An 18,495-nucleotide genomic window follows, 5' to 3' on the forward strand; every position below is an offset into this window, starting at 1 on the left:
TCGCCGGCGTTCAATGCGCGCCGAGTCGGTAGGCGCCGACGTGACCTGCGATGTCCTCGACGTAGACCATGTCGCCCACCACCAGCGGCTGCGCCCGGATCGGCTTCTTCGACAGGCGCTCGCGCGCGGCGAGCGCACCGTCGTCGGCCTTGAGCCAGTGCACGTAACCTTCGAGATCACCGACCACGACGTAGCTGCCTTGCACCGCCGGCCCGCTCAGCCAGCGGTACTTGAGGGCCGGGTTCTTCCACAGGTCGGAGCCGCCGCTCTTGTCGAAGGCCCACACCTGCGATTCGTCGTTGACGCCATACACCGCCTGGCCACCCAGTGCCAATGAGGTGAAGGTGGAAAACGGTCGCGACCACAGCGGACGGCCGCTGGGCCCGTCGACCGCCACCAGATTGCCGTGGTAGGCCGCGCCGTACAGCGTGGAGCCGTCGAGCAGGATGGCGCCATCGGCATCGTCCAGGCGCTCGATGTCGGTGCGGCCCTCGCCGCTGGCCAGACGCTGCTCCCAGAGTTTCTCGCCGTTGTCCAGGCGCAGGGCGACCAGACGGCCGGCATCGCTGCCGAAGAACACCACACCGTTGGCGACGAGCAGCGGGCCATTCCCGCGCAGGCTGAGCAGCGGCACGGTGCTCTGGTCGTAGACCCAGCGGCGCTCGCCGGTATCGGCGTCCAGGCCGTAGACCCGGCCGTCGCCGGTACGCACCAGTACGAGCCTGTCGGCGATCGCCGGCGTGGCGAGCACCTCGGAAGGCAATGCGGCCTCCCAGCGCGGGCTGCCGTCCTTCGCGTTGACGGCGTAGACGTGGCCATCCAGCGTGCCGATCACCAGGAGATCCCCGGCGACGAACGGACCGCCGGCATAGAAGCCATCCTTGCGTCCCTTGTCACCCCAGCCGAACCAGCCGTGCGTGCGCGTTTTTTTCGACCACAGCGTCTTGCCGTCGTTGGCATCGAAGGCCGCGAGGACACCATCGTTGCTGGCCGCATAGAGCACGCCATCGGCGACGTAAGGACGCAGCCTGAGGCCGGTCTCGCCAGCGCCCTTGCCGACGCTCGAAGACCACACGCGGCTCACCTCGAGGCTGGGCTTGAAATCCTTGGCCAGCGGCGTCGGCGGCTGGACGTTCTCCTTCTTGAAGGAATGGCAGCCGGCGAGCGCCAGCAGGGCCAGGGACGCGACCAGCAGCGCGCGTTTGCTCAAGCTCACGTTCATGCACCCTGCTTTCCGGCTGTCGCCAGGTCGTCGATCTTCATCTGCAGCACGTTGCGCTGCGGGGCTTGTTCATCCAGCGCGGCCATGGCGGCCTGATAGGCCTGGCGCGCCTCGTCCGGCCGCTTGAGCCGGCTCAGCGCATCGCCACGCAATTCCTGGGCGAGGCCGGGAAACTCGGCGCCGACCGCATCGATGCGCGCCAGGGCGTCGGCAGCCTTGCCGTCGGCCAGTTCCACCTGCGCCATGCGCAGCGCGGTCAGATGCTTGAGCGCCGGGTCCTTGAAGTGATCCTCGGCCCATTGCAGCGAGGCCATGGCCTGATCGGCATGCCCCGCCTGCAATTGCCGCACTGCGCGCTGGCTCACGGCGAAGGGTGCATAGCCGTTGTCGGCATGGTCTTTCTGCAGACGCTCGATGAATGGGTCGGCCTCGGCTTCACGGCCGGCGGCGAGGGCTTGCTGGGCCCGCTGATAGAGCTCCGCCGCTTCCAGCTGGCGGCTGTCCTGATGGCTGCGCCACTGCTGCCAGGCGAAGATGCACACCAGCCCGATGCCGACGCCGACGATGATCGACAGGCCGTTCTGGCGCAGCCACTGCCGGACGCGCTCGCCCTGTTCGTAATCGTCGTAGACCTCAAATGCCATGAATCACCTGTCCAGCCATGCCGCGCCTGGGCCACGGCGTCATCGACGCGGCCCACAAGCGGGCAAGCATAACCCAAACCACCCGCACGACAGCAGGCATCACAGCCCGGCAGGCGCCGCCTTGCCGTCCTCGAGCCGCACGCGGAAATGCGCGACATTGGCGTGCCGGTAAGGCTCCAGCGTCACCGGCTGGCCATCGAGCGTCGCCTCGGCGCCCTCGGCATTGCCGATGCGCACCTCGAGCGGCCCTTCGCTGCGATAGCTCTTGCGCGTACCGGCCGGCAGCAGGCCGTATTCGAGGCGGGTGCCCTTGGCGTCGGTGACCTCGACCCAGCTGGCCTGTTTGAGCGAGAGTTCGAGCACGTGCCCGCCCACCGCGGCTTCCGGCGCGGCGTTTTCCGCGGCCGGCTTGGGCCGAGCCAGCGACGGCGATTCGCTATCGAGATTCGGAAAGGGTGCCATCGAGGCCAGTAGCGGCTGCCCTTCCTCGACCACCGGCATCCGCGGAGTGGGCGAAGTCGGGTTGGCCGCCTTCCCCGGCGAGCCCTGCTGGGCATCCTGTTGGGCCACGGGCGCGGCATCGAGCGGCGCCAGATGGCTGGCATCGCGATCGAGCGAACCGCGCACGCCGAGCCAGATCACCGGCGCGACGATGACCGCAGTCAACAGCACGTAGGTGGCCGCCGTGGCGTAACGCTCGAGCAGGTAGCGGGAACGGGAAATGCCGCCGGTGGCGACGAGCGGCGGTTCCTCGCACTTGATCCGGGCGATCTCGGCCGCGATCTCGGACTCCTCGAGGCCGAGGTGACGGGCGTATTTGCCGATGTAGCCGGCCAGATAGACGCCGTGGTCGAGCCGGTCGGCCTGCCCGCTCTCGATCTGACGCAGCACCCGCGAGGGCAGCTTGAGCGCCTGGGCGCAGGTTTCGACGCTGAGGCCGCGCGCCTCGCGGGCGGCACGCAGTCGCTGGGCGAAAGCCTCGGACGAAGGACAGTCCGGCTCCCGTGGCAGATCGGGCCTTGGCTCCAGGCCTGGAGCCTGGTCATCGGCAACCCGGGCGACGGGCTGGTGTCTATGCCGTGGATTCATGGGCTTGCAGTGGCATCGAGGGCGCGCGCCTGCTCCGAATCCGGGAACAGGCTGTGCAGGCGCCGGCGGTAATCGAGGGCAGCATCCGTGTTGCCCAGGCGGCTTTCGATATCGTGACCGAGCTTGAGCGCCGCGGCGCTCGGCTGGCCCAGCGCGTCGAAGCGCTGCATGAAAGCGCGCGCACGCAGCATATCGTTGTCCAGATAGTTGAGGTTGGCAAGCTGGAACAAGGCTTCGGCGTTTTGCGGATTGAGCGCGATCGCCTTGCGCAGACTGGCCTGTGCGCCGGCAGTGTCGCCCGCGCGCAGACGGCATATCCCGTCGTTGGTCCAGGCCATGTCGGGGGTGGCATAGAAAGGATCGGCCACGGCGCGGGCCAGGTATTTCTCCCCTTCGTCCGTTTTGCCGGCCTTGCACAGGAAGGCGCCGAGGTTGTTGTTGAAGTCGCCCTTGTCCGGCTGCAGCGCCACCGCCTTGCGGTAATGGGCTTCCGCATCCGCCGGCCGACCGATCCGCTCGTAGACCACCGCGATCACGGTGTGCGCCGGGGCATAACCCGGGTCGAACTTGAGCGCCTTGTCGAGTTTTTCGAGCGCGGTCTGCAAGTCGCCGCTGGCCAGGTACTGCTGGCCGAGTTCGGTATGGATGCGCGCCGCCTCGCGGGCCTCGTCGCGTTTACTGGTGTGCGGAACCTCGCCCGACGGGGTGAGCGTGGTGCCGTTCGGCGAGGTAGTCACGCAACCGGCGAGGAGCAGCGCGGCAAGCGCAGCCGACCAGTACCTCGCCGGCGCGCCCGGCCCGAGCGACCGAGCGGAAATGCGGCCCAGGCCGGACGCGGGATGCGTGCGCGCGCCCTCAAGAGGCATGCGGCACTCCCGCGGCCAGGTGTTGCCGGAAACTCGCCTGCCGCCGGGTGCGGTCGAGCACCTGGCCCTTCAGCTGACCGCAGGCGGCGTCGATGTCATCCCCGCGCGTGCGCCGCAGCATGGTCAGCACGCCGGCCTCGAGCAGCTGGGTCTGGAAGGCGCGGATGACCTCGGGCGTGGAACGCTCGAACTGCGTGCCGGGAAACGGATTGAACGGGATCAGGTTCACCTTGGCGGTGCCGGTCGGCAGCTTGCGCATCAGCTTGATCAGCTGGCGCGCATGCTCGGGCTGGTCGTTCACGCCCTTCATCAAGGTGTATTCGAAGGTGATCGAGGTGCGTGGACGACGCGCCAGCCAGCGCCGGCAGGCGTCCATCAGCTCGGCGATCGGATAGCGCTTGTTGAGCGGGACCAGCTCGGTGCGCAGCTCGTCGTTGGCCGCGTGCAGGGACACCGCGAGCGAGACGTCGATGACTTCGGAGAGCTTGTCGATCATCGGCACCAGCCCGGCGGTGGACAGCGTGACACGCTTGGAAGCCAGGCCGAACCCCAGGTCGTCGCGCATCAGCCGCATCGCCGCGACCACGGCGTCGAAATTGAGCAGCGGCTCGCCCATGCCCATCATCACCACGTTGGTGATGCGTCGCTGCTGATGGGTGACGTTGCCCAGGTGCCTGGCCGCCACCCACATCTGGCCGATGATCTCGGCGGTGGCGAGGTTGCGGTTGAAGCCCTGCGTGGCGGTGGAGCAGAACCGGCAATTGAGCCCGCAGCCCACCTGCGATGAAACGCACAGCGTGCCGCGGCTGGGCTCGGGGATGTACACCGTCTCGATCGCGTTGCCGCCGTCCATGCCGAGCAGCCACTTGTGCGTGCCGTCGGCGGCGGCCTTGTCGAACAGCGTGCGCGGCGGGCCGACGTAGCAGGTGTCCTCGAGCTTGGCGCGCAAGGCCTTGCCGACGTCGGTCATGCGGGCGAAGTCGCTTTCCAGGCGATGGTAGATCCACTTCATCACCTGATCGGCGCGATACGGCTTCTCGCCGAGCGATGCGAAAAAGTCGCGCAGACCCTGCCGGTCGAAATCCAGCAGATTGACCTTGCCAGACTGCGCGGCCGGGTCCGATGGCAGGGATGCGGGAATGTTCACGACCTTTCAGCGGGACTCTGCGTGACGTGTGCGAATCGGATCCCGGCGATCAGGAACGATTGCCGTGGATGTCCGTCTGCGCGAAGAAATAGGCGATCTCCTCGCGCGCGGTGTCCGGGCCATCGGAACCGTGCACCGCATTGGCGTCGATCGACTCGGCGAAATCGGCGCGGATGGTGCCCGGCGCGGCGTCCTTGGGGTTGGTCGCACCCATCAGCTCGCGGTTCTTCGCGATCGCGTTCTCGCCTTCCAGCACCTGGATCATCACCGGTCCGGAGATCATGAACTCGACCAGCGCCTTGAAGAACGGCCGCTCACGGTGCACCGCATAGAAACCCTCGGCCTCGCGACGCGACAGCTGGGTGAGCCTGGCGGCGACGATCTTGAGACCGGCCTTCTCGAAACGGCTGTAGATCTCGCCGATCACGTTCTTGGCGACGGCATCGGGCTTGATGATGGAAAGGGTGCGCTCCAGCGCCATGGGTCTGCTCCGGGATTCATGAAAGATAAGGAGAATGGCCGGTCGGAAGGTCCGCAACGCGTTTTTGTAGCGCAGGGCCGACGCGGATATTTGTAAAAGTCTGACAGATTCTCCCCGCCACGCAAGCCTGAAAGACGCGGCTTGGCGCAGACCGTCACATCCTGCGGAGAAACGAGCGTTTGACGGGTGCCCAAGCCCTGCTTATGCTCAAACGCTCGTTTGATTCGCGTCCGAGTGACTGATGACCAGCTCAGCGACGACCCGGGAACGGATTCTCGGCGCGGCGGAAAAACTGTTCGCCCGGCGAGGCTTCGACGGCGCCTCGCTGCGGCAACTGACCGCGGCGGCGGGCGTCAATCTGGCGGCGGTCAATTACCACTTCGGCTCCAAGGAGCGACTGGTCGAGGAGGTCTTCCGCCGGCGCCTGGACCGCCTGAACACCCAGCGCCTGGCCGCCCTCGACAGGGCCAAGGCACACGGCGAAGCCAGCCTGGAACAGGTGCTCGACGCCTTCATCCGCCCGGCGCTGGAGATCGACGGCCACGGCGACGGCTCGCTCTTCGTCCGCGTGCTGGCGCGGGCGTTTGCCGAGCACGACGACTCCCTGCGCAGGTTCCTGTCGGAAAACTACGGCCACGTCATGCGCCGGTTCGCCACCGAGCTCGCTCGCCTGCTGCCGCATTTGAGCCGCGAGGAGCTCTATTGGCGCATCGACCTCATGACCGGCGCACTGACCCACGCGATGTCCGGCTTCGGCATGATCCGCCGCCGCGAGGGAGTCGGCGAGGCCGAGCATCGCGAGGAAACCATCGCCCATCTGGTGCGCTTCGCGGCCGCCGGATTGCGCGCGCCATGATGACCCCATCCCGGGTGCCGCACGCGCGACACCCCACCATCCACCACCGGAGAAGCCAATGACCGCACTGCCCACATCCGCGCTGCGCATCCGCAAGGCCGCGGTGCTCGGCGCCGGCGTCATGGGTGCGCAGATCGCCGCGCACCTGACCAACGCCGACGTCGAGACCGTGCTGTTCGACCTGCCCGCAAAGGAAGGTCCCAAGAACGGCATCGTGCTCAAGGCCATCGAGAACCTGAAGAAGCTCTCGCCCTCGTCGCTGGCCGACAAGGACCGCGCCGAGGCGATCATCCCGGCCAATTACGAGGAAAACCTGGACTGGCTGCGGGAATGCGACTTCATCATCGAGGCCATCGCCGAGCGGATGGACTGGAAACTCGACCTGTATGCCAAGATCGCCCCACACGTCTCGCCCACCGCGGTGCTGGCCTCCAACACTTCGGGCCTGTCGATCAACCGCCTGGCCGAAGCGCTGCCGGAAGGACTGCGCCACCGCTTCTGCGGCGTGCATTTCTTCAACCCGCCGCGCTACATGGCGCTGGTCGAGCTGATTCCGGGGCGAGCGACCGACCAGGCCGTCGTCGCCGGGCTGGAGGCCTTTCTCACCACCACCCTCGGCAAGAACGTGATCACCGCCCGCGACACGCCGAACTTCATCGGCAACCGCATCGGCGTGTTCTCGATGCTGGCGACCATGCATCACACCGAGCAGTTCGGCCTCGGTTTCGACGTGGTCGATGCGCTGACCGGCCCGGCGATCGGCCGGCCCAAGAGCGCGACCTACCGCACCGCGGACGTGGTCGGTCTGGACACCATGGCGCACGTCATCCGCACCATGGCCGAGACCCTGCCCGACGACCCCTGGCATGCGCACTTCAAGGCGCCGGCCTGGCTGACCGCGCTGATCGAAAAAGGCGCGCTGGGCCAGAAAGCCGGCGGCGGCTTCTACCGCAAGCTCGGCAAGGACATCGTGGTGCTCGATGTGGCCAAGCAGGACTACGTGCCGGCATCGCAGCAGGCTTCCGCGGAAGTGGCCGCCATCCTCGCGATCAAGGACCCGGCCGAAAAATTCGCCAGGCTGCGCGCCTCGACCGACCCGCAGGCGCAGTTCCTGTGGGCGGTTTTCCGCGACCTCTTCCACTACAGCGCCTATCACCTGGCCACCATCGCCGACACCGCGCGCGACGTCGACTTCGCCATCCGCTGGGGCTACGGCTGGAAGCTCGGCCCCTTCGAGACCTGGCAGGCCGCCGGCTGGCAGCAGGTGGCCGGCTGGATCGCCGAGGACATCGCCGCCGGCAAGGCGATGAGCACGGCGCCGCTGCCCGCCTGGGTCACCGACGGCCGCGCCGGCGTGCACGGCAAGGAAGGTTCCTGGTCCGCCGCGGAAGGCAAGTACAAGCCGCGGTCGCATCACCCGGTCTATCGCCGCCAGCTGTTTCCCGACCCGATCCTGGGCGAGACCTTCGATCAGGGCACGACATTGTGGGAAAACGAGGGCCTGCGGCTGTGGACGCTGGGCGATGACGGCGTCGGCATCGTCTCGTTCAAGACCAAGATGCACACGGTCAACGACCAGGTGCTCGACGGCCTGCAGCATGCCATCGACCTTGCCGAGCAAAAACTCGGCGCGCTGGTGATCTGGCAGACCGGCGAGCCGTTCTCCGCCGGCGCCGACCTCAAGGGAGTGCTCGCGCTGTTGCAGGCGGGCAAGTTTGACGCTTTCGAGGCGATGGTTGCCAACTTCCAGCGCACCAGCATGCGCATCAAGCATGCGCTGGTGCCGGTGGTCGCGGCGGTACGCGGCCTGTGCCTGGGCGGCGGCTGCGAGTTCCAGATGCACTCGGCACGCACCGTGGCGGCGCTGGAAAGCTATATCGGCCTGGTCGAGGCCGGCGTCGGCCTGCTGCCGGCCGGCGGCGGTCTGCACGAACTCGCCCTGCGTGCGGGCAAGGCCAACCCGGCCGATCCGTTCGAGGCGCTCAAGAAGGTGTTCGAGACGGTGGCGATGGCCAAGGTCTCCGGCAGCGCGCTGGAGGCCAAGCACATGGGCCTGCTGCGCGAGAGCGACGTCGTCGTGTTCAATCCCTTCGAATTGCTCTACGTGGCCAAGAAGACCGCCCTGGCCCTGGCCGAGAGCGGCTGGCGGCCACCGCTGTATGAGCGCGCGATCCCGGTCGCCGGCGATGTCGGCACCGCCACCTTCCGCGCCCAGCTCGCCAATCTGCAGGCTGGCTATTTCGCCTCCGAGCACGACGTGGCCGTGGCCACGCGCATCGCCGACACCTTGTGCGGCGGCGCGATCGAGCGCGGCTCCCGCGTGGACGAGCAATGGCTGCTCGATCTCGAACGCCGGCATTTCGTCGCACTGGCGAAGACGGAGAAGACCCAGGCCCGCATCGCGCACACGATGGCGACGGGCAAGCCGCTCAGGAATTGACCGCGCCACGGGACGAAGCACCGAACGCAGGCCAAGCCGCGTGCCGCAGTTTGGCCTGCCTTTCCGACGTCACCTTTTTTGAATCGCAGCAAAGCCGGCATACGGAACAGCTCGACACCCGACGCCCCTGCCGGCTTTCACGGAGAAAACCCATGACCAAGCAAGTGCAAGACGCCTACATCGTCGCCGCCACCCGCACGCCGGTGGGCAAGGCGCCGCGCGGAGTCTTTCGCAACACCCGGCCCGACGACCTGCTCGCCCACGTACTGCGCGCCGTGATGGCGCAGGCGCCCGGCATCGACCCGCACCGCATCGGCGACGCGGTGATCGGCTGCGCGATGCCCGAGGCCGAGCAGGGCATGAACGTCGCCCGCATCGGCGTGCTGCTGGCCGGCCTGCCGGAGACCGTACCCGGCGTCACCATCAACCGTTTTTGCTCCTCCGGCTTGCAGGCGATCGCGATGGCCGCCGACCGCATCCGCCTCGGCGAAGCCGACCTGATGCTCGCCGGCGGCACCGAAAGCATGAGCATGGTGCCGATGATGGGCCACAAGGTGGTGATGAACCCGGCCATCTTCGACAACGAACACATCGGCATCGCCTACGGCATGGGCATCACCGCCGAGAACGTGGCCAAGCAGTGGAAGATCAGCCGCGAGGAACAGGACGCCTTCGCCGCGCGCAGCCACGAGCGCGCGCTGGCGGCCATCAAGAACGGCGAATTCAAGGACGAGATCACGCCGTTCAGGCTCGATGATCACTACCCCGACCTCGCCTCGCGCGGCATCAAGACCGACGACCGCCTGATCGACACCGACGAGGGTCCGCGCCCGGGCAGCACGCCGGAAGTGCTCGCCAAGCTCAAGCCGGTGTTCCGCAACGGCCAGTTCGGCGGCACGGTGACCGCCGGCAACGCCTCGCAGACCTCCGACGGCGCCGGCGCGCTGCTGCTCGCCAGCGAACAGGCGATCAAGGACTACGGCCTGACGCCGCTCGCTCGCTTCGTCGGCTTTGCCGTGGCCGGCGTCAAGCCCGAAATCATGGGCATCGGCCCCAAGGAGGCGATCCCCAAGGCGCTCAAGCAATGCGGCCTCAAGCAGGATCAGCTCGACTGGATCGAACTCAACGAGGCCTTCGCCGCGCAGGCGCTGGCAGTGATGAAGGATCTCGGCCTCGATCCGGCCAGGGTCAATCCGCTCGGCGGCGCCATCGCGCTCGGCCACCCGCTCGGCGCCACCGGCGCGATCCGCGCCGCCACACTGCTGCATGGCCTGCGCCGACGCCGGCAGAAGTACGGCATGGTGACCATGTGCATCGGCACCGGCATGGGCGCGGCGGGCATCTTCGAAGCGGTCTGAGTTTTTCGGCCGCCATCGCCGCCGGTTTGCGGCGATGGCGGCTTGATCCGGCAGCGGACGGCCACAGATAGCCAGCGCCATGGTTCAAAACTTCCAACAAAGGAGAGCGTCATGAGGCAAATGTGGTTTCTGGTGGCCGACAACGGACGTGCCCGGGTCGTCGAGTATCGTCTGCCGGACAAGGCCTGGCAGGAAGTCGCCTGTTTCGACAACCCCGATGCGCACCTGCCGGTGCATGAAATCGCTCGTGACCGCCCGCCGCGGGTGGACGAAAGCGCCGCGCCGGGCCATCACGCGATCGAACCGCACACCACGCCACGCGAAAAGACCGCCCAGCAATTCGCCCGCCAGCTGAGTGATTTCCTGCTGAAGGCGGCCCAGGAAAACCGCTACGACAAACTCGTGCTGGTGTCTCCGCCCCGTTTCCTGGGCGTGCTGCGCGAGCATCTGGATGAGGCCTGCAAGGCCAGGCTCTGGGACGAGCTGCAGCACGACTACACGACGCTGACTTTCGAGGAATTGCGCGATCGGCTAGCCAAATTGGAATTGAAATTCTGAGCCACACCCGCGTGCGATCACGGCCCGGCGCCCTCTCGGCCCCCGGGCCGTTTTTCATGCCCGCAGCGGGAAGCGGTGCAGCTTGCGCGTTTCAGGCCGCCACGGCGCAGCGGTTGCGGCCGTCGCGCTTGGCTTCGTACAGCGCCTCGTCCGCGCGCGCCAGCCATTGGGTCAGGCTTTCGCCTTCGCGATGGGCGGCCACGCCGATGCTGGCGGTCACCGTGATGGAGACGCCGCCATGGAGGACACGCAGCTCCGCGAGCGCCTGCCGGATGCGCTCGGCCAGTGCGATGCCCTGGGCAAGCTCGCAATCGGGCAGGCAGACGACCAGCTCCTCGCCGCCGTAGCGGCCGACCAGGTCGCCCTTGCGACACGTGCTGACCAGGGTCTGCGCGACCTGCCGGATCACCGCATCGCCGGCGATATGCCCACGGCTGTCGTTGATCCGCTTGAAGTGATCCAGGTCCAGCAGCAGCAGACAGGCATGGCCAGCGGGCGTTCTTTGCCGCACCTCCTCGAGCAGCGCCAGAAACCGGCGGCGGTTGTAGACACCGGTCAGCTCGTCGGTGCTGGCCAGCTCGTCCAGCCGCTGGTTGGCCGCGCGCAGTTCCAGCGTGTGGCGGTCGATCCGTTCCTGCAATTGCCGGGCCTGCCGGCGCAGGTAGACGGTGCGCAATTGCACCAGCACGACGATGCCGGCCAGCAGCAACAACAGACCGAACAGCGCGGCGGCGGGTGTCTCGTACCAGCGCGGCTGGATGCTGACGTGCAGGACGGTCTCGTAGGTGCGCCCTTCCAGCCCGCGGGTCACGGCGCGCAGACGCAGCGGATAGCTGCCGTGCGGCAGGTTGGTGTAGTTCGCGTAGGGCCGCATCCCGAGCGGGACAGCAATCCAGTCCTGATCGAAGCCATCCAGGCGGTAGCTGTAGACGGTCTCGCCCTGTGCCTGGTAGTCCAGTAAGGCGAAGGCGACACGCAGGTTGCGCTCCTCCGGCGCCAAGGTGAGGCTGCCGCCGGGGGGCGGCAGGCTGCCGATCGGCTGCACCTGTTCGTTGACCGTCAACCGGGTGATGGCAAGCACCGGCTCCGTACGCGGCGGCGACTGCCAGTCCGGGCGGATCACGGTGAGTCCGCCCAGGCCGCCGAACAGCAGCTCGCCGCTTGGCGCGCGCGCCGCTGCGGCGTAGATGTAGCTCGACACGCGCAGACCATCGCGGACACCGAGCGTCTGCGCATGGAGCGTGGCGCCATCGACCCTGGCAATGCCGTTGGGCAGGCTCGCCCACACGTTGCCGTGCGCATCGGGCAACACGGCGTTGATGCTGTCACTGCCAAGACCGTCGGCCATGTGCAGGGTGTGGAAGCGATAGGGCGGCCGTGCGCTGTTCAGCCAGGCGAGGCCGGCTGCCGTACCCACCCAGATCCGTCCGCGTGCATCGACCGCCAGCGAATCGAGCTGGTTGCCCGGCAGGGCGTCCGGATCGGCAGGATCGGGCAACAGGTTCACGAAACCGCTGCGTTGATCGGCAGCGGTCGCGATGCTGATGCCGCGGCTGGTGAGATACCAGTAGGCGCCGTTGACGCGCGTAATCTGGCGCACGGTGCTGCTGGCCAGGCTGCCCGGATCGTTCGCCACGTGCTCGATGTGCGCGAGGGCGCCGCTGGCCGGCTCGTAACGGTACAGACCGTCATAGGTGCCGATCAGCAAGGCATCGCCATCGGCCAAGAGGTGCAGCACCGGCACGCGGTCGAGCTGGGGCAGGATGGCGCCCTGCACGGCAAAGGTCTGCGGGTCGACCCGGGCCAGCCCCTGGGTGCCGACCCAGATGCTGCCGTCGGCGGCCTCGGCGAAGGCCTGCACGTCGCGTCGGCGTTGACGGCCGCCGAGCTCCAGGTGGCGGATGGATGCAGTAGCGAGATCGATGACGTCGATGTGCCCGGCGCCCAGACCCAGCCAGATGCGCCCATGGCTGTCGACGAAAATGCCACGCACGCTGACGTTGGCCAGGGCGTGCTCGGACTGCATGGAAGGCTGCAGGGTGAAAACCCGGCGCGCCAACAGGTTGGCATGCGCGACGCCGAGGTCGGTCGCCGCCCAGACATTGCCCGAACGGTCCTCGAACAGGCCGCGCACCGCATCGCCCGGCAGCGACGAGGGCATGGCCGCATCGTGCACCAGCTCGCGCACCGTGGCCTCGCCCGGGACGTAGGTGATGACGCCGTTGCCATCGGTGGCGAACCACAACGCCCCGCTCGAGGTTTCCAGGATGTCGCGCACGGTGGCGCGGCGCGCGCCGTCGCTCTGGCTGCCGCTGAAGCCGGGCAAGGCATGCCAGCTGCCGTCGCGATCGCGGTAGACGACGCCCAGTTCCAAGGTGCCGACCCACAGCCGTCCCTCGCGATCCTCGCGCAGCGCCCAGACCTGGTCGGCAAGCACCTGCGCGATTGCCCCTTGTGCCTCGACGCGGACGAAGCCGGACTGTCCCGCCCAGCGCACGAACAGCCCGCGGTCGTTGCCGAGCCAGAGATTGCCGGCGCGGTCGCGCAGGGCGCTGAAATCGCGTGGCGCGGCGGCCTTGCCGGTGTCGATGTGTTCGATGCGGTCGCGGGCCAGATCCAGGCGATCCAGCCCACGTTCGGAGGCAATCAGTACGCCGCCCGCGCCGTCGCTGGTCAGCGCGTAGATCTTGCGGTCCGCCACGCCGCCCGCGCCGGTCGGGTAACGGTGAAAGGTCTCGTCGCCCGGCTGAAACCGGACCAGGCCGCCGGCGCCGGTGCCGATCAGCAGGGCACCGTCCGGCAACGCGAGCAGGCAGCGCACGTAGGCGTCCGGCAGTCCGCGGTCATCATTGCGCTGGGTATAGACCTGGGTGCGAAAACCGTCGTAGCGCACCAGCCCGCCCATGGTGCCGATCCAGATCAGCCCGCGGCTGTCCTGCACCACCGAGGTGGTGATCGCGTGCGGCAGGCCGTCGGTCACCCCCACGCGATCGAACCATGGCAGGTCGAACGGCGCCCAGGGATCGCCCGCCCAGGCCGGGGCGATGCCCAGCAGCCAGGCCAGCACCCACACCAGCCAGCCACCTGCGCGAGGCACGCGCGGCAACGTTTGGCTCATGCCGGCCCCCGCCTGCCCGCTCTTGCGTCCCCTCGCCTTGGCATGGTCAACATGGCCACCCCTCCGGTCCCCCTTGGAGCCATGATAACCATGGGCAGCGGCGAAACGGATGACAGCGCCGTGCTGTCCTATCATGCAGGCGATGCCGCCCATGCCGCCTGCCCCGCCCCCCGGATTGTTCCCCGCCGCCGATACGCTCCGCCCGCTGGCCGAGCGCATGCGGCCGCGCACGCTGGACGAGATCGTCGGCCAGCAGCGCCTGCTCGGTCCCGGCAAGGCGCTGCGGCGCGCGCTGGAGGCCGGGCATGTGCATTCGATGGTGCTGTGGGGGCCGCCCGGCTGCGGCAAGACCACGCTGGCGCTCTTGATCGCGCGCTACGCCGATGCCGATTTCCGCGCGGTCTCCGCGGTGCTCTCGGGTCTGCCCGAAGTGCGCAAGGCGCTGGCCGAGGCCGAGGCCAACTTCGCGCAGGGCCGGCGCACCGTGCTCTTCGTCGACGAGGTGCACCGCTTCAACAAGGCGCAGCAGGACGCCTTCCTGCCGCACATCGAGAAGGGCGTGATCGTCTTCATCGGCGCGACCACCGAGAACCCGTCGTTCGAGCTGAACTCGGCGCTGCTCTCGCGCTGCCGCGTGCACGTCATGGATGCGGTCTCGGCGGATGACATCCTGATCGCGCTGCACCGCGCGCTCACCGACGAGGAACGCGGGCTCGGCGCGCTGCATCTGGCCGTCGACGAGGACGCGCTGCGGCTGATCGCGCAGGCCGCCGACGGCGACGTGCGCCGCGCGCTGACCATGCTGGAGATCGCCGCCGAACTCGCCGCGGACGGCCGCATCGACGAGGCCACGCTGGCGCAGGTGCTGGCCGACCGCACGCGCCGCTTCGACAAGGGCGGCGAGCAGTTCTACGACCAGATCTCGGCGCTGCACAAGTCGGTGCGTTCGTCCGATCCCGATGCCGCGCTGTACTGGCTGGTGCGCATGCTCGACGGCGGCTGCGATCCGCTCTATCTCGCCCGGCGCATGACGCGCATGGCGGTGGAGGACGTCGGCCTCGCCGAACCGCGCGCGTGGCGCATGGCGCTGGACGCGTGGGATACCTACGAGCGCCTCGGTAGCCCGGAAGGCGAGCTCGGCCTCGCGCAGCTCGTCCTCTGGCTCGCACTCGCGCCCAAGAGCAACGCCGCCTACGTGGCCTACAACAAGGCCCGCGCCACCGTGCGCGAGACCGGCACACTGGATGTGCCGATGCATCTGCGCAACGCGCCGACCAGGCTCATGAAGGGCCTGGGCTACGGCAAGGGCTACCAGTACGACCATGACGTCGAGGGCGGCGTCGCGCTCGACCAGCAATGCCTGCCTGACGCCCTGGACGGCACCGAGTTCTATGCACCGGTCGACCGCGGCCTCGAACAGAAGCTGCGCGAGAAACTCGACGCCCTGCGCCAGGCCCGGCGTCAGGCTCGCGGCCACGCCCGCCGCCGCGGCAATTGATGGGGGCTCTAAAAGATGCCTGTCACCTGGTACTTCGATTTCGTCTCGCCCTTCGCCTATCTGCAATGGCCCAAGGTGCGCGCCCTCGCCGCGCAGCAACCGGTGCTGCTGCGTCCCATCCTGTTCGCCGGGGTGCTCGACCGGCTCGGGCTGCGCGGGCCGGCCGAGATTCCGGGCAAGCGCGCGTTCGTCTACCGCTTCGTGCTGTGGCGGGCGCGTCAGACCGGGCTGCCGCTGGCCTTTCCGCCCAGCCACCCCTTCAATCCGCTGGCCGCACTGCGGCTGTGCATCGCGGCCGGCAGCACGCCGGAAGCGGTGGACGCGATCTTCGACTGGATTTGGCGACAAGGCCGCCCCGCCGACGATGCGCGGCAACTCGAACCCGTCGCCACCAGGCTCGGCATCGGCGATGCCGCGGGCGCGATCGCCGACCCCGCGGTCAAGGCGCAGCTCAAGGCCAACTTCGAGGCGGCGATGGACGAGGGCGTGTTCGGCGTACCGACGCTTTCGCTCGGCGAAGGCCGCCTGTTCTGGGGCGACGATGCGCATGATTTCGCGCTCGCCTGCCTACGCGATCCCAGCGTGCTGGACGAGCCTGACATGCGTCGCGTGGCCCAGCTGCCCATAGGCGCCCGTCGCACCCCGTGAAAGGCGGCTGCATTGCGGCAGCGCGCAATCGCCACGCATAATCGTTGGGATTCTCAAGGTCATCCGGTCATCTGCCATGCTCGATCCCGTCCTGTTGCGCACGCGCCTGGCCGAAACGGCCGCGAGGCTCAAGGAAACCCGCGGTTTCGAGCTCGACGTGGCGACGATCGAGGCGCTGGAAAACGAACGCAAGCGGCTGGCCACCGAAACACAGGCATTGCAGAACCTGCGCAACACGCGCTCCAAGGCGATCGGTCAGGCCAAGGCCAAGGGCGAGGACGTCGCCCCGCTGCTGGCCGAGGTCGCCGGCATCGGCGACCAGCTCAAGGCCAACGAGCATGCGCTCGCCGAGGTGCAAGCCAAGCTGGCCGCGATCGCGCTCGGCATCCCCAACCTGCCGCATCCGTCGGTGCCGCTCGGCAAGGACGAGCACGACAATCGCGAGATCCTGCGCTGGGGCGAGCCGCGCCGGTTCGACTTCACGGTGCGTGACCACGTCGATCTCGGCGCCCGCCACGGCTGGCTCGACGGCGAGGCCGGCGCCAGACTCTCCGGCGCGCGTTTCACCGTGCTGCGCGGCCAGCTGGCGCATCTGCACCGCGCGCTCGCCCAGTTCATGCTCGACCTGCACACCGGCGAACACGGCTATCTGGAATGCAACGTGCCGCTGCTGGTCAACGCCGAGGCCATGCAGGGCACCGGCCAGCTGCCCAAGTTCGAGGAGGACCTGTTCGCCACCCAGGTTGGCGACAGTCGCCGCTACCTCATTCCCACCGCCGAAGTGCCGCTCAGCAACCTGGTGCGCGAAAGCATTCTCGAAGCCGACGAACTGCCCCTGCGGCTCACCGCGCACACGCCGTGCTTCCGCGCCGAGGCCGGCAGCTACGGCCGCGACGTGCGCGGCATGATCCGCCAGCACCAGTTCGAGAAGGTGGAGATGGTGCAGATCGCCCGCGCCACCGATTCCTACGACCAGCTGGAAGAAATGGTCGGCCACGCCGAGACCGTGCTGCGCAAACTCGGCCTGCCCTATCGCAAGGTGCTGTTGTGCACCGGCGACATGGGCTTCTCCGCGGCCAAGACCTACGATCTGGAAGTATGGCTGCCGAGCCAGAACACCTATCGCGAAATCAGCTCGTGCTCCAACTGCGAGGACTTCCAGGCGCGGCGCATGCAGGCGCGCGTGCGCAACCCGGAAACCGGCAAGCCCGAACTGGTGCACACCCTGAACGGCTCCGGCCTCGCCGTCGGCCGCACCCTCATCGCGGTGATGGAGAACTACCAGAACGCCGACGGCTCGATCACCGTGCCCGAGGTGCTGCGACCCTACCTGCGCGGCTTGACCGCGATCGCCTGACCCCAGTCTGCGCACCGCCGCCGCGACTTGCTAGGATTGCGCCGGCGCGTGACCTACGGCGCCAAGTGCGTCGATTACCGGAGAGATGGCCGAGCGGTTTAAGGCACCGGTCTTGCTCGCGCAGGCAGGAGGCCGAAGCGAACAGCGGCCCGGCCGCTGGCCCGTAGGGCGAGGAGCAGGAGGCTCCGAGTCAAACCGGCGAAGGCTCACGCGCAGCGTGCCTTGCAACAAACGAACGGAGAGATGGCCGAGCGGTTTAAGGCACCGGTCTTGAAAACCGGCGAAGGCTCAAACCTTCCGTGGGTTCGAATCCCACTCTCTCCGCCAGAAGTGGAACTAAGCCGCTGATTTAAGCGGCTTTTTTCTTGCCTATTGGTTAGCTTCCCTACTTTCGTCCCTACGGTACAGGTCGCTTGCGCGCGGACGACTACGGACGAGGAACAGAGAGGGTTTCCGGGCGATTTCCGCTGCCCGAAGGCTCCGGGGCTATAGGTAGGCACTGGCGCTGCCGGGCGACGCGCTCCTGCACATGCCTGCATGGGCGTAGGCACACCCCGTTCGCGTTGCGTGGTGCGACTAGCCAACCCTCTCGGATCGCTCGATACTGCCAACACGTCCCCCAGACGGGACGACAGGGGAATCATCATGAAGAAGATGCTCACTGCGGCAGCGTCCATGCTGCTTGCCTGTTCGATCTCGCACGCACAGACCAGCGCACCGCCCAAGGGACTTGTCGCTCAGCTCAATGAAGCAGCCGGGGATTACTCTGTCGCTGCTTTCAAAGCGAGCCTCGACATGCAGCTTGCCTCCCAAAAACGGGACATGGACAACCGAGTTGCAATGGCGACTATGAGTTCGCAGCAGTTCGAGCAAAAGTTGCAGGCCGACGCAGCAAAGGGGCCGGACACCAGCGCACTTGCACCGCTTGCCCCTGCGTGGAAATCCACTCATGACAAAGGCCGGGCTGCCTATGAAGCATGGATCGCCGGTAAGACTCCTGCGCAAGTTGCCGAGGCAAAGAAGCTCTATGCGGCTTGGCTTACCCGACTGGATGCCATGTCCCACATCGACGGCGACCCGAATAACGTGGATCAGACGCCAGCAGGCGTCGCTTACGAGCAAGCTGTCAACGAGTTCAACATTGACAATCCAGAGTGAGCAAGGGCGGTCGTTGTTACATAGCCGGCGCGTCAGATATGAGGCGTAAAAGCAA

15 protein-coding genes and 1 tRNA gene are annotated in these 18,495 nt (G+C 67.7%); 9 read left to right on the forward strand and 7 right to left on the reverse strand.

Features of this window, described 5'->3' with window-relative positions:
• Positions 1-10: 10 nt before the first annotated feature.
• From bamB to ndk, 6 genes are all read right to left on the reverse strand, one after another.
• Positions 11-1,222 (reverse strand): outer membrane protein assembly factor BamB, encoded by a 1,212-nt coding sequence (gene bamB / locus ALSL_RS07580; RefSeq protein ID WP_174928833.1) that lies wholly within the window; start codon positions 1,220-1,222, stop codon positions 11-13.
• Entirely contained in the window at positions 1,219-1,866 is a 648-nt protein-coding gene (locus ALSL_RS07585) for a YfgM family protein (RefSeq protein ID WP_126537939.1), read from the reverse strand. Before ALSL_RS07585 ends, bamB begins: the two co-directional genes overlap by 4 nt.
• A gap of 99 nt (positions 1,867-1,965) precedes the next feature.
• A complete protein-coding gene (locus ALSL_RS07590) occupies positions 1,966-2,955 on the reverse strand; it encodes a helix-turn-helix domain-containing protein (RefSeq protein ID WP_126537941.1) in 990 nt (329 codons plus the stop codon).
• Positions 2,952-3,821, reverse strand: a complete 870-nt coding sequence (gene pilW / locus ALSL_RS07595; RefSeq protein WP_126537943.1) for a type IV pilus biogenesis/stability protein PilW — start codon at positions 3,819-3,821, stop codon at positions 2,952-2,954. Before pilW ends, ALSL_RS07590 begins: the two co-directional genes overlap by 4 nt.
• Complete coding sequence (gene rlmN / locus ALSL_RS07600) at positions 3,811-4,968, reverse strand: dual-specificity RNA methyltransferase RlmN (RefSeq protein WP_161970939.1); 1,158 nt, start codon at positions 4,966-4,968, stop codon at positions 3,811-3,813. The genes pilW and rlmN overlap by 11 nt, the downstream gene beginning before the upstream one ends.
• Positions 4,969-5,017: 49 nt before the next feature.
• Positions 5,018-5,449, reverse strand: coding sequence for a nucleoside-diphosphate kinase (gene ndk, locus ALSL_RS07605; RefSeq protein WP_126537945.1), 432 nt, complete (start codon positions 5,447-5,449; stop codon positions 5,018-5,020).
• Between the two features lie 241 nt (positions 5,450-5,690).
• Between ndk and ALSL_RS07610 the strand changes: the two genes are divergently transcribed.
• From ALSL_RS07610 to ALSL_RS07625, 4 genes are all read left to right on the forward strand, one after another.
• Positions 5,691-6,305 (forward strand): TetR/AcrR family transcriptional regulator, encoded by a 615-nt coding sequence (locus ALSL_RS07610; protein ID WP_126537947.1) that lies wholly within the window; start codon positions 5,691-5,693, stop codon positions 6,303-6,305.
• A gap of 58 nt (positions 6,306-6,363) precedes the next feature.
• A complete protein-coding gene (locus tag ALSL_RS07615; RefSeq protein WP_126537949.1) occupies positions 6,364-8,745 on the forward strand; it encodes a 3-hydroxyacyl-CoA dehydrogenase/enoyl-CoA hydratase family protein in 2,382 nt (793 codons plus the stop codon).
• Positions 8,746-8,897: 152 nt separating this feature from the next.
• Positions 8,898-10,103, forward strand: a complete 1,206-nt coding sequence (locus ALSL_RS07620; protein WP_126537951.1) for an acetyl-CoA C-acyltransferase — start codon at positions 8,898-8,900, stop codon at positions 10,101-10,103.
• Between the two features lie 111 nt (positions 10,104-10,214).
• A complete protein-coding gene (locus ALSL_RS07625) occupies positions 10,215-10,661 on the forward strand; it encodes a host attachment protein (RefSeq protein ID WP_126537953.1) in 447 nt (148 codons plus the stop codon).
• Positions 10,662-10,752: 91 nt separating this feature from the next.
• On the opposite strand, the gene ALSL_RS07630 is transcribed toward ALSL_RS07625, so the two are convergent.
• Positions 10,753-13,779: a ligand-binding sensor domain-containing diguanylate cyclase gene (locus ALSL_RS07630; RefSeq protein ID WP_126537955.1), complete on the reverse strand. Its 3,027-nt coding sequence runs from the start codon at positions 13,777-13,779 to the stop codon at positions 10,753-10,755.
• Between the two features lie 151 nt (positions 13,780-13,930).
• Between ALSL_RS07630 and ALSL_RS07635 the strand changes: the two genes are divergently transcribed.
• From ALSL_RS07635 to ALSL_RS07655, 5 genes are all read left to right on the forward strand, one after another.
• Positions 13,931-15,277: a replication-associated recombination protein A gene (locus tag ALSL_RS07635; protein WP_170172045.1), complete on the forward strand. Its 1,347-nt coding sequence runs from the start codon at positions 13,931-13,933 to the stop codon at positions 15,275-15,277.
• A gap of 15 nt (positions 15,278-15,292) precedes the next feature.
• Positions 15,293-15,925 (forward strand): 2-hydroxychromene-2-carboxylate isomerase, encoded by a 633-nt coding sequence (locus ALSL_RS07640; protein WP_126537958.1) that lies wholly within the window; start codon positions 15,293-15,295, stop codon positions 15,923-15,925.
• Positions 15,926-16,001: 76 nt separating this feature from the next.
• Complete coding sequence (gene serS / locus ALSL_RS07645; protein WP_126537960.1) at positions 16,002-17,282, forward strand: serine--tRNA ligase; 1,281 nt, start codon at positions 16,002-16,004, stop codon at positions 17,280-17,282.
• Positions 17,283-17,519: 237 nt separating this feature from the next.
• Positions 17,520-17,609: transfer RNA gene (locus tag ALSL_RS07650), tRNA-Ser, on the forward strand.
• A gap of 318 nt (positions 17,610-17,927) precedes the next feature.
• Positions 17,928-18,440, forward strand: coding sequence for a hypothetical protein (locus ALSL_RS07655; protein WP_126537962.1), 513 nt, complete (start codon positions 17,928-17,930; stop codon positions 18,438-18,440).
• The last annotated feature ends 55 nt before the right edge of the window (positions 18,441-18,495 follow it).

The organism is Aerosticca soli (assembly GCF_003967035.1).
Taxonomy (GTDB): Bacteria; Pseudomonadota; Gammaproteobacteria; order Xanthomonadales; family Rhodanobacteraceae; genus Aerosticca; species Aerosticca soli.